Raw genomic sequence first — 14,607 nt, 5'->3', positions numbered from 1 at the left:
AAATAGACCGCCCCTCCACCTTAGAAATACTAACTTATAACCTAATTATGTATGAACTATAGATTAATTAGCAGACTCCTCATCAGCTACGGCTTCCTCCCAGTCAGTCCACATGGGAATCGTTTCGCTATAGCCATCGTAGCCAAAGTTCTGACGGAGCTGTCCCTTGTTGTTTGCTGTGATAGCAGAGTTTGGAACTGGCCAGAATAGATTGTGCTTATTGATCTTGTACTCAAATGTCTGGTTGCCCTGCTGACCTTTTCCGTAGTCGTGGTTGAATACATTATAGGTGGTGCAGCGGCGATACCAGTAGCTTCCGCCATTCAGATCGGTACCTTCCTGCTTGTCCCATGTGTTGAGATCGTAGGTGTTACCCCATTCATCGGCTACACCGCTACGAGCCAGACACCAGCTGACGCGTACCATCTCAGCCTGACGGAACTCCTCAAGATACAATTCACGGGCACGTTCTGCCATGATATCACCGATGTTTACTGTGGTGTACATCTTCTTAGCGTTGGCACGCTTACGGATGGCATTTACATCCTCTGCAGCCCCCGTTGCATTCTTTTGATAGAGACGAGCTTCGGCACGCAGCAAGTAAGTCTCTGCCAAACGGAACAGATACATATCGCCATTAGCTCCCTTTCCCGATGCTCCTTGGAACTGGTTGGCACCATCATTGTTTTCATTAGGTGTATCAAGGATGTAGAGCTGGTAAAGTGGTGTTGGATACCAACTACGGATAGTATCTGAGCACAGAATGTCGCCCTTGTGTACCAAAACCTTCGAGGGATCTGAAGGATCAGTATAATCTTCTGTGGCATACAACTGATAGTTCTGGCCATAGCAGTCTGAACTCTTATTGTTGTATTTGAAGTCTTCCATTTCCATCCAGTTACCTACTTCACGGTTGTGGCGTAGGTCCTGCCAGTCATATTCTCCATCGTACATCCATATAGTCTTGTTGTAGAAATATGATGTGCGGTTCACGGCAATACCACGTCCAGCAGCACGCACCCAGTCGAGTTCTGCATTATATTCCCAGTTGTTACGGGCAATGTTTTTGCCAGGGCCTCCTAATCCATGAGGATCGCGGATGATACCATTGCTCCAGTGAGCAAAACAGGCACGCATTACATTGTAAGTTGTAAAGTCCTGGTCGTTAGAGTTAGAGATCATCATGATTGTCTCCTTGTTGGCAGGGTCGGCAATATTTGGTGTACGGTGCAAATCCCACACAACATTACGGGTAACCTTCCAGGTTTCCTCTGCGCCTGACGGCTGCCAAGTTCCGAAATTATCGGTCATCAGCTTCAATCCATGGTTATTGATCAAATCTGTGGCTACAGCCTCAGCTTTGGCATATTCGCCAACAGTCAGATAGCACTTAACAAGCAAGTGCATACATGCCTCTTGATTGACCTGACCGACATATTTCATATTTGCCTGTGATGGAACGTGGCTTACAGCGAACTCCAGATCGTGAACCAGCATCTTGAAGATGGCTTCTTTGCTGGCAGATGTATAATTGCGCTTGGGCACACTAATCAGTTTTGTTATCAAAGGAATATCGCCGAACTGCAAAGCCAGATTGTAGTAGGCATAAGCACGATGGAAGTATGCACGTCCTTTATAGGCATCGCGAGTAGCGTCATCCAAACCTTTTACTTGATCGATGGAGGAGAGGATAGTATTGGCGTATTTTACCATGCTGAATCCCTGATCCCAGAAACGCTGCATGTAGTTGGCATCGCCACCACTTGCCATACCAGAAGTTGGTGTGAGTTTGGCATCAAAGTTGTCTTGGAAACCACCACCCATATCGGTCTTTGCATACATACCAACATCCGACATCAGGTAGTTGGTAAAGATACCAACGTTGTTCCAGTTACCATCGATACGATAGGTTTTCAACTGTTTGTCGCATTGTGCCAGAGCTGCTTGCAGACCAGCCTCTGTGCTATAGGTAGTTGCCGGCTCATAGAATGACAGTGGATCTTGCTCCAGGAAGCCGTCCGAACATCCTACCATGGTTCCCGCAAGGGCTAACATGAGTCCTCCGCGGAGTATATTGTTCTTTTTGATTTTCATACGATTCTACATTTTAAAGTGTTACATTAAGACCGAATTGGAACTGACGGTTGGCAAAACCTCCTGTTTCAGGATCGCCATACTCCCAACTGTCGATTGTGAATGCATTGTGGATACCAGCAGTTACATGTACACGCTGGATACCCCACTTATTTGTAATGTCGCGTGGGATGGTATAGCCGAGTGTGATATTGTCAAGACGTACAAAACTGCGATTGTACACCTTCTCAATACCGGTCACTCCTGAAGGACCTACGGCATTCAAGCGTGCGTAGTCGTTGGTTGGGTTTTCTGGTGTCCAGTATTCTTTCTTGTAAGTATTACAAGTCTGTGTAAACATAGAACCAGAGTTGTCGCCATTCAACCAGTAGCCAGCGCGGCTCTTATGACCCATGTAGCTGTACATTGAGAAAGAGAATGTGAAATCCTTATACTGGAAGTCATTACGCATATTCCAGTAGATTGGTGGCTGGGTAGTGCCTTGGTAAACACGGTCTTTGTCGTTATAAACAGGTACGCGTGTGCCGTCAGCCAGAATCTTATCGTCTTCGGTATAAACATTTACAACCTTAGGATCACCAGGCTTCTGGTTTACAAGTGCAGCCTGTTCAGCCTCGTTGACCTGCCAGATGCCGTCGGTCTTCCAGTACCAGATTTCGCCGATAGGCTTTCCAATGAACCAACCGTTACTGGTATCGTCCATCTCCTTACCATCCTCGTCGTATTCATAGTACAGGTGCTTAATCTTATTCTTATTATATGAGAATCCGAGAGAGGTACCCCACTTGAAGTCCTTTGTTTCGATATTTTTGCTGTTCAGCGTAATTTCAAAACCAGTGTTGGTAACCTCGCCAAGGTTAGTAGTGATGCTGCTGAAACCAGTGAAGTTTGGCAGACGCTGTGACATAATCATGTCGTGGGTCTTCTTGTGGTAGATATCGATGCTACCGGAGAGGCGCTTGTTAAGGACAGCGAAGTCAATACCGAAGTTCCATGACGAAGTCTTCTCCCATTCCAGATTGGGGTTACCAAGGCGGTCTACGCTCAGGGCATTGAGCACCTCCTGTGAGGTTGAACCGTACTTATAGTAAGCATAGAGACCACGGTTAGCCAAGTTAGAGAGAGCCAGATATGTATCAGCAAGCGAGCGGTTACCATTAGTACCATAGCTCAGACGCAGCTTAGCCATATCGAGCCACTTCCAATCCTGTGCGAACTTCTCCTCAGAGAGTACCCAACTGGCACCTAATGACCAGAAGTTTGCCCAAGGATTGTTCTGTCCGAATGCAGAATAACCGTCACGACGTACAGTAGCAGTCAGCATGTAGCGATCCATGAATCCATAGAATACACGACCCAGATATGCTGAAGCTGTGTAGTGAGTATCATTGGTTGAGAATGAACTCTGCTCCTTGTTGGCGCCAGAGATATAGTGGTAGCTGAGTACGTCAGTTGGTGTAATGTTACGGGCAGAGATGTTATCACTCCAATAACGGTTTTCCTCAGCCTCCTGAGCCAGGGTCACTGTGACATGATGCAGCTTGGCAAAAGTGCGATCCCATGTCAAAGTGTTGTTCAGGTTCCAGTTGAAGGTCTTTGAAGAATTGCGGTTCACACCACGTGTAGCGGGGTCGCTATTTGGTAACTCGGCTGACATCCAATAGCGATCGTAGAACCACTGATAGCGTGGAGCAATATTAAATTGGTAGGTAATGCCGAATGGCAAGGTAACCTTTGCATTGAAAATTGTGTTCAGTACGGTATAACCCTTCTCCAGTCCGATGTATTGCTGCTGGAAGTGGTAGTTGTAACCACCATTTGTAGGGTTGCCTGTACGAGGATACTGGATTTCGTTGCCATCAGCATCGTAACGTGAAGCGTAAGGCGACTCGCGCAACTGGTTGTCATCCCAATAATTGCTGCCCAGAGGCACAGCCTGTGATTCATCGCTACGATCCTGGAAATTTACGTTAGCACCTACTTCGAGCCAATTTGTTATCTTGGCGTTCAATTTCATGTTAGCGCGATAAGCATGGTAGTCATCACCTTGAATGGCACCCTGATTCTTCAGATAACCAAAACCTAAGTAGTAGTTAACATTATCTGTTGCACCCGAGATGCTGGCATTGTAATCCTGATTGAAACCTGTACGGAAGGTAGCATCCTCCCAGTTGTAAGTCTTACCAGCCAGGAAGTTCTCCATAACGAGGGCAGCATCAGCGTCAAATCCCATACGACGTGCATAGAGGCTCAGCATACTTTCGCCTGCCTGCTGTGTTTTTGGACCGGTGCTGGCCCACTGCTCCTGCGAGATACCATACTGGCCGATGTTGTTCACATTATCATAGTAGCCAGCAGGTATGCCGCTGTCTTTACCATAATAGCCCCATGTACCATCTTCACGATAGCCGTAGGTCTGTCCCTTATACCAGTCCTCTCGGTAGGTCATATATTCGCTGGCGCTGAAAACATCGCGATAGGCTGCCTTTGAGTTTGCTGCCAGGTTCATGCTTACATTAATAATAGGCTTGCCCTGCTTACCTTTCTTGGTTGAGATGATGATAACACCGCTGGCGGCCTTAGCACCGTAGATAGCTGCTGAAGAAGCATCTTTCAGAACGTCGATCTGCTCAATGTCGTCAGGGTTGATTTCTGAGAGCTCACCTGCGAACTGCATGCCGTCGAGAATAATCAATGGAGAGTTGTGCGAACCTGATGTGTAAAGAGAGTTCTGTCCACGCAGCTGGATGCTGGCGCCAGAACCTTTTGCTGATGAATCGAAGCCAATCTGCAGACCAGGTGTTCCGCGCAGCAGATCCTGTACACTACTAGGGTTCTGGTCAGCAAGTTTGCTGGGGTCAATCTGTACTACAGAGCCAGTCAGGTCTTTCTTGCGCATGGTACCATAACCAACTACTACTACCTCTTGAAGGGTCTCAGCATCTTCTTCGATGGTAATGTTAAGTGGCTGGCCTCCTCTGTAGGTAACTTCTTTGGTTTTGAAACCGATGTAAGATACCACCAGTGTACCACTGCCAGGAGCGGATTTAAGTTCGAATTTACCATCGAAATCGGTAACTGTACCAACATTTTCGATGTTTTTTACTTTAATGGTCGCACCAATAACTGGCTCACCACTCTTGTCTGTCACCTGACCTTTCACAACTCCGCTTTGCTGCGTAGCTTGAACTGCAGGTTCTGCCATAGCTGGTATTGGGAATGAAATCATTCCAGCTGCCAACGCCATCGCAAAACATAGTTTGCGGGATGGATTTGTTAAATTAGCATACTTCATTTAAGTTTTCTTTAGTTATTAATTAATAAAATTGATAGAAGTTCCTTGAAAGATTTTTTGGCTGCAAAGATACGGCGGTTGATGTAAATCAAGGGGAAAAATCAGTGATTTTTGGGGAACAAATCGTTATTTATTCCCCAATTCACTGAGATTCCATGCATCGCGCCATCTGATTACGGGTGTTCCGTTCTCAAATTCGATAGGCAGCCAGATATAGCGGGCATCACTTGGATGTTTGGGACGCCAGATGTCGGCCATGAAGATGAAACGGTCGCCGTAGGGAAGGATGAAAGTTGACTGTCCCTCGAAGGTTATTTCCGATTTTGGTCCAACGCAAGGATTGGGGTGCTGAGTCCAAGGTCCCCAGATGCTGGGTGCCGAGAACATGCGAGCCTCGTTGGGAGCCCATCCGGTGCAACCAGATGTAATCATCCAGTAGGTGCCGTCTTTCTTGAAGATGGCAGGTGCCTCGTTTTGTCCACCAGGTGCCACACGGGTGTAACGTCCTGAGTGGTGCAGGTAGTCGCCTGTCAGTTCTGCTATGTGCAAGGTCAGGTTGTCTTCAGATGAGAAGATATGGTAAGCCTTGCCATCGTCGTCGACATAGAGAGTCATATCGCGGGCCATCTGTCCAGTGCCGAAGTCACGTTTCAGGAAGAGTCCTTGTTTGATGGCCTCACGCCAAGTTGGTGTCCACCATTTCTTGAAGTTGTCGGCGTTGAGTGTATCGAGTGTAGTTTGTTCGTTTTTACCAAAATCAATGGGATAGGTGCCCGCGTTGGCTCGCTGTGAATACAGGAACTTATAGGGGCCTTCGGGACGATCGCTTACGGCTACACCATAGCGGGCTGCACTATACCCCTTGCCTTTCAGTTCCAGATGGAACCACATGCAGAATTTCTTTGTTACCTTATTATATATAACTTTAGGGCGCTCCAATATGCAACCACGTGTGATGTCGCTATGGCGGTCATCGCTCACATAAAGGGCTACGCCGCGGTTCTGCCAGTTCATCAAGTCCTTCGATGAGTAGCACTGCACACCAATCATAGCCGATGAGGTGGTATCACACTTGTTCTCACCGAACCAGTAGTAGGTATCGCCGTATTTCATGATGCCGCCACCATGGGCATTGATGTGTCGTCCACTGGCGTCAGGCCAGATTTCACCCGAACGGATCATCTTTGGTTTCTTCTGCTGCTCGTTCCAGTATTTCTCAATACGTTTGGCTTCGGCTTTGGTGATATGAATCACGCTGCCGTGTTTGGGGGATGAGAAGTTTGAAGCTTTCATCACGCCTTCGTTGAAGCGTCCGAGGGGTTTGAAGGTCTTGAAGTCGCTCGTTTCTACGAAACCGAAGTTATGAGGGTTCACGCTATAGATATCATACATGACCACCCATTTTTTCTGACCTATGCGCTTCCATACGTTAGGTGCCTCGCAACCACGGTTCTCGCCATCAATCTGCTCGGCATGATAGTCGTTGAAATGGTTGATTTTATCTGAAATCATGTATTTGATACCGCCAGGATTCTCCTGAGCCACATACGACATGAAATATCGTCCATCGGGCATCTGGCAGATGTCGGCATCGAGTACTTGTATTTTGTTATCGGGATATTCAAAAAGTAGTTTGGGTTCGGTTTCCAGTGTTGTGAATGCTTCATCGGCATAGCTATAGTAGAGCTTTGTGCGTCCACCTGCCTGCTGGCGTATGGTGAAGTAAACCATGGGTTTGCCTACAGCAGAATCCCAGATGGTCTGAGGCGCCCAGGCACAGCCAATCTTTCCGAACTTCTCGGGGAAGAGCTTATCAATACGTGCCTCATGGTGAGTCCAGTGTATCAAGTCGTCGCTGGCCATCAGTACCAGTCCTCGGTTGTTGCCCCAGCCAAACTCTTCCGGACGCTCCCATTGTGTGGCGCGCAATCCCATTTCACGTCCGAAAACATGCAGATCAGTCATGGCTATATAGAACTTGCCGTTGGGTGCACGATAGATGTGCGGGTCGCGAATGCCTCGCTGGTCGGCAATGGAGTCGCCAGCAATGATAGGCTCACCGTTGTTCACGGCTGTAAACGTATAGCCATCATAGCTGATGGCCATGAACAGTGAGTGGGTAGGGTCATTGAAATACGTGAACAGGTAGGCACCCATGTCCTTTTCAGTGAGTGTCTTTTGTTTCTTGGCTTCTGCCGTTGTCATGCATACTCCAATGAGTAAGGCAATTAATAGTAGGGGTTTCTTCATTGTTGTTAGTAACTTGATTTCGGCTGCAAAGGTACAATTATTGACTTATATCAATGTCTCAACATCATTAATTATTGGGAACAAATTGTTATTTTTGCCTTTTTTTTGGGGGTTTTGTGAAACTTTTGTATCTTTGCAGTCAGAAAGATATCCAACTGATGAGACGATTACTTTTACTAACTATAGCTCTTCTGACTCTTTGTCAAGTGTCCCAGGCATGCCGTGTGTCGCTCAGAATTATGTCGCAGACACCCATTCAGGGTATTGAGGAAGCACGTAAACTGATGTTCGACCACTATGGTATGATGTGGGTGGGAACTGATCAGGGATTCCGTAGCTACGATGGGTACAGTTTCAAGACCTATCGTAACCATGCTTATACGCCAGGCATCTTGCCAAATAACTATGTACGTTCGATTACTGAGGACCAGCATGACGGACTTTGGATTGGCACTCGTGACGGATTGGCTCATTATAACCGGAAACTTGGTTTGTTTAAGACCTATCATCTGCGTGGTGACAATGCCAAACTGATTAATGCGCTTTATACCGATGCAGCAGGTATAGTATGGGCAGGAACGAATGCAGGTGTGTCGCGCTATGATGAGAAAAAGGATGATTTCACCGATATCCGTCTGCCGGCAGGCGTTATCTCGTTTGCCGAGGATACCCATGGTAATATATATATAGGTACGTGGGAGGGTGGCTTGCTGCGCTTGAACAAGAAGAGTGGCAAAATGGTGAGCTATCCGCGCTTAAGTGAGCGTAATACTGTTCAGACGATGTTGATGGATAGTCGAGGACGTCTTTGGATTGGTACCTGGGAGCATGGTATTGTGCGGCTGGACCATCCGGAGAACGAAGCGGCACCAGGCATGCATAAGATGAATGAAGGGCGCACTGATTTCCGTACTTTCCATCGCTTAGTTGAAGACTCGGTGAGTCATGCTGTATGGGGCTGCTGTATTGAGGGCTTGACACGTGTTGACCTTGATAATGATGCTGATGTGGAGAACTATCCGATATTGACCTTCTGTTATGATATGGTTACTGATGGGATGGGCAATCTTTGGGCGCTTACCCGTAATAATGGTATTGTGCATCTAAGCACCAAGCCATCGCCTTTCCGTTTCTATAATCTCGACCCGGCAGGGCTCGAATTGCCTGTAAACCGTATCCAGCGGGTGTTTACAACTGATGGAAAACGTTTCTGGTTGGGACTGCAGCCTTACGGATTGGCGTTATATAACCGCGAAACAAATCAGGTGGTCTATAATAACCGGATTCCAGGTATGGAGCTTCAGAATGGGCAGCATGGTGTTTATGTTCAAACCTTCTCTGATATGATTGAGCGCCCTGACGGGGCTGTGTGGATGGCCAGTTCGCGTGGTGTTCTGATATGGAAGGAGGGTGAACCTGCTCGTTTGCTGGTTCGTGGTAATGTGCCTTTTTTCAGCGATAGCGAGGTGAATGCTTTTCATGCCTTGCCGAACGGTGCTGTTCTGGTTGGTTTGAATAATGGTATCGGTATTGCTTTCTCCGAATCCAAAGGTCGCATGCTCAAGTTGAACGAAGGTGGGCGCGATTTCAGCGATTGCCATGTGCTATCGGTGCATGAGGACCATCAGCATCGACTATGGGTGGCTACCGAAGGACAGGGTATTATCCGTATCAGCGGCAAGCTGAGTGATGCACGAACGTTTGTATATCACCAGTATGCGCCTGTAGCAGGGAATTATCCTGTTGACGAGGCTACTGCCGTTTACGAGGATGCCAACCATCGGGTGTGGGCGATATCAAATAGCGGTGGATTCTTCCTTTTAAACGATGAAACCGATCAATTTGAACCAGTTAATCACCGTTATTATATCGGTATGGGTGGCCTTTATTCTATCCAAGGCGATCTGAATGGCAGAATCTGGCTTTCTACAGATAAGGGATTGGTAAGATTTACGCCTTCAGACAAGGAGGGAGCTACCACCTATTATAATATGGAAGATGGTATTGAGGCCATCAGCTTCTCGTCGAATGGTGCTTTCAGATATGGTAAGGAGCTGTTTTATGGTAGCGCCAAGGGTTTCTTCTCGTTCGATGCGGCTGAGGTGGAAAGGTGGCAACAGGGTGCTGCGCCATCGTTGGTGGTTACAGAGCTGCTTGTTGATGATCAGCCCTATCGCTGGTATGATTCCCTGTGGCAGAACAGGGTATCTGACGAACAACCCTTTTATTCGCGAAAAATCTCGATTCCATCGGATGCGCGTAAGTTCTCGATAGAGTTTGCGCTGTTGGCTTACCAGAATCAGGAACAATGCCGCTATGCCTACTATCTGGAGGGGTACGACCGCGATTGGCATCATACAGACGCCCAAAGTCGTGTGGCTACCTATCAGAACCTGCCTCCAGGCACGTATCATCTGCAACTACGTGCTGCCGATAGCTATGGGCGCCTCGTTGAAATGCCTTATTCTATTGAGATTTGTGTGTTGCCGCCCTGGTATCGCACGTGGTGGGCCTACCTTGTCTATGTCATCTTGCTGGCAGCAGCTGCCTATGGTGCAAAAGAGTGGTATAAGGCGCGTGTAAACCGTAAGGCGAGATTACAGCAGCGTGTGAACGAGTTGCTGCATTACCGCGAGATGATGGTGATGAAACAATTCGAAGGTGCCCGCAAGGTGCTGGAAGTAGAAGAGCAGCAGCACTCTTCGCCTGATGAGCTTTTCCTTCAGAAAGCCATTGACTGCGTCAAGCAGCATATTGACGATGCGGATTACGATCGCGAGCAGTTTGCCTCCGATATGTGCGTGTCATCGTCAACGCTCTATAATAAGCTCCGTGCGCTGACAGGTGAGAATGTAACGGCCTTTATCAATAACATCCGATTGAAAGAGGCTTGTACCATTCTCCGTCAAAAGCCTAACATCAAGATGACGGAGCTCTCGATGTCAGTGGGATTCAATACCCCCAAGTATTTCGCCAAATGCTTTAAGAAGGAGTTTGGCGTGCTGCCAAGTGAGTATCTTGACAACTTAGACCGGTAGTGTCATTACAAAGCGGGCGCCTGTGGTATAGGAGCTATCGAGTACGATATCGCCTCCCAATCGGCGTGTCAGCGAACGGGCTATGGTGAGTCCGATACCGGTGCCATCGTAATATTCATCCAACTGTACGAATTCATCGAATATGTGTTCCGCCTCGTTGACGGGGATGCCGATACCAGTGTCTTCAACGATGAAGCTGACAAAGTCGGCATTCCGCTCTACGGTGAGCACGACGTTCTGCTTCTCAATAGATGCATCGCCTTTGGCCTCGGCAGGACGTGTAAACTTGCGTGCGTTGTCTAAAATCATGGTGAGTGCGCGAACGGCTGCATTTTCGTTGGTGGAAATCATCAATGTCTCGACCTCGGGGGTGATTTTCATGTCGAACGCTACATGGGCGGCTTCGCTCACGCCGCTGGCATCAGCAGCTTTTGCAGCTACTTCTATGGCCAGTACCTGATTGGTGCGCTCTATGACGGCTGTGCTGTTGGCATCGCTCAGTTCTATCATCTTGTTTACCAAGCCGGTAATACGGTCTGTATTCTCCATGATCTTGGTGTTGATGTCCTGTCGTGTGTTATTATCGAGTGTCATATCCGACATGGTGATGATCTGGGTGAATCCGCTTAGGATATTGAGTGGAGTGCGTATCTCGTGACTCATCTGACGGATAAAATTCGATTTCATCTTTGATGACTCCTCAGCCCTCTCGTTGGCAATTACCAGATTCTGATAGCTTATTTCCAACTGAGCGTGGGCTTTACGCAGTTTGCGATACATGGCGTGGAGCACTCCCAGGAAGACTATCAGCAGCACGAATACGATGGCGGCGCCAATCATGCGCTGGTGGTTCAAGTCCTCTTTCTGCTGGGCTATCTGGGCTTCCTTCTGTTGGGTCTCGTAGATAACAGCCAGCTCTTCGGCGTCGCTCTGGTGCTGATAGTTCTTCACAGAGTCGAGCATGCTGATGATTTGCTGGGCCCGTTGCAGTGCTTCTTCTTTGCGGTTTGTCTTGAGGAGTGCCTTGAAGGTGGTGGCGGGGCTCTCTATCAGGAAGTCGAGAGTGGGCGGGATGCCTGCAGCCAGTTCGGCTGAATCGATACGTAGCTGAATATCCAGCAGGCTCTGCCACTGTTCGGTGATTTCAAGATAATAGGCCTGGTTGTATATGCCGTAGTATGTCTGTGCGTAGGGCAGGGCGATATAGCTGCGATAAGCCACATCGGCCTCTTCTTTTCTTCCTGTCTTGGCGTAGATCACCGCCTTGTCGCATAATAGTGAGGCCAGATAGTGCTCGTATTTCTCGGTTTCAACATCGGTGGCGGCATAGCGTTCCAGGGCTTGCTCCATCATGCTGAGCCAGGGCTCTACGGCTTTGTATTCGTGGCGGTTCAAGTAGCCGTTGATGATGTTGGAGGCCATGAGCAGGCAACTCTCTTGCAGCATGCCGTTCTCGGGATGGGCAAGAGCCAGTTCCTCTGTCTGGCGGCGTACTTGTTCGAAAGTCTTTGCAGCCTCATTGGCGTGCGATAGTTTCAGCTGGCTGATTCCTATCTGCATGAGCAGGTTGTTTGCCATGTCGCGCCCAATAATTGTGGTGTCTTTGCTTGCCAGTTGGTAGCCTTTGGTTGCGGCTGCTAATGCTTCCTGCAGGTTGTTGATGTTGCTGTAGCAGGTGTGCAGTCCTACAAATGAGTCGTAGTATTTTTGCGGACTGGTATGCAGCAGATCCTCGTTCGCAACAGCTTTCTTGTAGTAGATGATGGCAGAACGGAACTGATTGGCATCGTAATACTTCTCGGCGAGTTCATATTCGCTCTCGCTGGTAGACTGGGTCGACTGTTGGTCTTTGCTGACTTCCGTGTTTGAATGTTCTGATTGACACGAGGCTAAGGCGAGCGTGATGAGGATCATGCTTGCTGTTGGTAACTTGGTGTGACGATGCAACCATCGCCAGAATGGCAGGAATATGAGCATAAGTGATAGTATGATGATTGGTAATAGTATGCAGAGTAAGCGCAAGTAGTTGTAGAGTATCACCTTGTCGGGGCATACCATAGCGATACTCCAGCCCGTCTGACGGAAGGGCATGTAGAACACATGACATTGCTGCCCATCAATCTCTAACGATTTGTAGCCTGTCTCGCCATCAACCATGGCTCTGCCTAATGAGATACGGGCTGTATCAGCCTTTTCGAGTGTTGAAGTGAAAATGGTTTCGTAGAGTATTCGCGTACTGTCGGGGTGTACGATGTATGACCCGCCTCGTCCCAGCAGCATGCAGTAGGAGTGCGGCATGGGGTGCTCTGATAGTATCAGGTCGGATAACCACTTCAGCGGTACATCGGCCGACAATATTCCCACTGGCTTACCGTTGGCATTGTAGATAGGCTGGCAGTAGGATGTCATCACGTCGTTCACCTGAATACCATCGGTTCCTGATTCCTGGAAAGGTTCAATCCAGTATTTGTGATCCAGCAGGAAGGGTATCAGATACCAGTCCATATAGAAGTACTGGTAGCCGTCGTCGCCCTCTTGCTCGGTTTCTATACTGTTGCCGTTGTTGTATGAATAAGCCGAGAAGTAGCGGCCTTGGTTCTTGAAGAAGTAGGGCTCGAAGGCAATGCTGCAGCCCTTCAGATCGGGATGGTTTGATAGTAAGCGCCTGCTCAGCTCGAACATCATGTCGGGGTTGTCCAGATGCTGCTCTACCTCTACGAGAATACTGTCGGTAGCAGCTTCAGTCTCATGAATGCGATTGTCGGTATAGTTCATCACGTGCTCAAGTGCACTTACTGCCTCGTCCATCGCGTGATGACGTATGTATTGGCGGCTGAAGTGCAGAACGAGCAATACAGCAACGAGGAGTCCCAGCCCAAGGGCAGCAAACTTCCATTGGCGTTGGGTGTAATAGTTCCAGATTCTGTAAAACCGTTCCTTGTTCATAGTCCCATCAGTTCTTTATAGGTAACCTCACGTTTCAGCATGCCTGCCTCCATCATCAGCCGACTGGCTTTTTTAACCATATCCGGACGTACGCGGAATTCGCGCCGTTTCGATTCACGGTCTATCTGCTGGCGTAACACCTCTTCAAGCATCAGTTTCTGCATCACCCGGTTGGTGTGTATCCCATGCTTGTTCACGTATTTCATCACAATCTCCAGTGCCTCGTCGGGGTGAGCAGCTACCCATTCCCATCCACGGCGGCTGGCAGCTGCAAAACGGGTCACCTCCGATTGGTGCGATACGAAGTAGTCGCGCTTCACGTAAACACCGTTTTCCTGTATATTGTAGTCGTGCTCGCTGAACCGGTATATGCTGTTCTCACTCATGGGGAATCCGGCTTGCTTCAACAGGCAGAACTCGTTGTAGCTGACTACCATGGTGGCATCAACAGCCCCTGAGAGGAATACGTTGATGTCGCTCGTAAAGCGTACCCACTTGTAGTCCATGCCCTCGTGCTTGCTCATGATATAGGTCAGATAGTTGGGGTCGGCATTGAATATGCCAACCTTCTTGCCTTTCATCGTGAGCGGATGGGTGCCCCAGCGCGATACCAGGATGTTGCTGCTGTTCATAGAGTCCTGGAAGATGTTGACCAGAGGTGTGCCTTGGGCAATGAAGTCCATGGCCGACATCATCGAGAACATAGCCGCATTGCATTGGTTGGTTTTGAGTCGGTTAGAAGCAGAGCTGGTGAGCGACGGGTGTTGTATAACCACATCGAGCCCCAGTTCCTCATAAAACCCTTTTTCCTTGGCCACGTAATAGCCGGCAAACTGCGCCTGAGCCGTCCAGATAGTAGTAAATACAAATTTCTCGGCTCTTATTGGCAGCGACACCAGCAGCATTGCGGCACAAGCGAAAGCTATGTGTTTAATGCTATGTCTCATTATATATTCTCTCTCTTAGGCTGCAAATATACAAAAA

At 48.4% G+C, this 14,607-nt stretch carries 6 protein-coding genes; 1 reads left to right on the top strand and 5 read right to left on the bottom strand.

Annotated elements, in window-relative coordinates:
* Positions 1–63: 63 nt before the first annotated feature.
* From T495_RS0101940 to T495_RS16090, 3 genes are all read right to left on the bottom strand, one after another.
* Complete coding sequence (locus T495_RS0101940; RefSeq protein WP_033147394.1) at positions 64–2,094, bottom strand: RagB/SusD family nutrient uptake outer membrane protein; 2,031 nt, start codon at positions 2,092–2,094, stop codon at positions 64–66.
* 13 nt (positions 2,095–2,107) lie between these two features.
* Positions 2,108–5,323 carry a TonB-dependent receptor gene (locus tag T495_RS0101935; RefSeq protein ID WP_231495045.1) on the bottom strand — a complete coding sequence of 1,072 codons (3,216 nt, stop codon included), beginning with the start codon at positions 5,321–5,323 and terminating at the stop codon, positions 2,108–2,110.
* A gap of 192 nt (positions 5,324–5,515) precedes the next feature.
* On the bottom strand, positions 5,516–6,682 hold the full coding sequence (locus tag T495_RS16090) for a glycoside hydrolase family 43 protein (RefSeq protein WP_369793222.1): 1,167 nt from the start codon (positions 6,680–6,682) through the stop codon (positions 5,516–5,518).
* A gap of 1,115 nt (positions 6,683–7,797) precedes the next feature.
* Here T495_RS16090 and T495_RS0101925 point away from each other — a divergent pair.
* Positions 7,798–10,677 carry a two-component regulator propeller domain-containing protein gene (locus T495_RS0101925; RefSeq protein WP_081831967.1) on the top strand — a complete coding sequence of 960 codons (2,880 nt, stop codon included), beginning with the start codon at positions 7,798–7,800 and terminating at the stop codon, positions 10,675–10,677.
* Here T495_RS0101925 and T495_RS0101920 read toward each other — a convergent pair.
* The gene (locus T495_RS0101920) at positions 10,666–13,623 is read right to left on the bottom strand and encodes an ATP-binding protein (RefSeq protein WP_081831966.1); all 2,958 of its coding nucleotides are present in this window, start codon (positions 13,621–13,623) and stop codon (positions 10,666–10,668) included. The genes T495_RS0101925 and T495_RS0101920 overlap by 12 nt on opposite strands.
* Entirely contained in the window at positions 13,620–14,570 is a 951-nt protein-coding gene (locus T495_RS0101915) for an ABC transporter substrate-binding protein (RefSeq protein WP_033147389.1), read from the bottom strand. The genes T495_RS0101920 and T495_RS0101915 overlap by 4 nt, the downstream gene beginning before the upstream one ends.
* Positions 14,571–14,607 lie beyond the last annotated feature (37 nt).

It is taken from the genome of Prevotella sp. P6B1 (genome assembly GCF_000702825.1).
GTDB lineage: Bacteria > Bacteroidota > Bacteroidia > Bacteroidales > Bacteroidaceae > Prevotella.
This window is presented reverse-complemented; position numbering and strand designations above follow the sequence as displayed.

Excerpts from the sequence above, each read along its gene's own strand:
- T495_RS0101915 (WP_033147389.1), bottom strand. The coding sequence starts at position 14,570 with ATGAGACATAGCATTAAACACATAGCTTTCGCTTGTGCCGCAATGCTG.
- T495_RS0101940 (WP_033147394.1), bottom strand. The coding sequence starts at position 2,094 with ATGAAAATCAAAAAGAACAATATACTCCGCGGAGGACTCATGTTAGCC.
- T495_RS0101935 (WP_231495045.1), bottom strand. The coding sequence starts at position 5,323 with ATGATTTCATTCCCAATACCAGCTATGGCAGAACCTGCAGTTCAAGCT.
- T495_RS0101920 (WP_081831966.1), bottom strand. The coding sequence starts at position 13,623 with ATGAACAAGGAACGGTTTTACAGAATCTGGAACTATTACACCCAACGC.
- T495_RS0101925 (WP_081831967.1), top strand. The coding sequence starts at position 7,798 with ATGAGACGATTACTTTTACTAACTATAGCTCTTCTGACTCTTTGTCAA.
- T495_RS16090 (WP_369793222.1), bottom strand. The coding sequence starts at position 6,682 with ATGAAAGCTTCAAACTTCTCATCCCCCAAACACGGCAGCGTGATTCAT.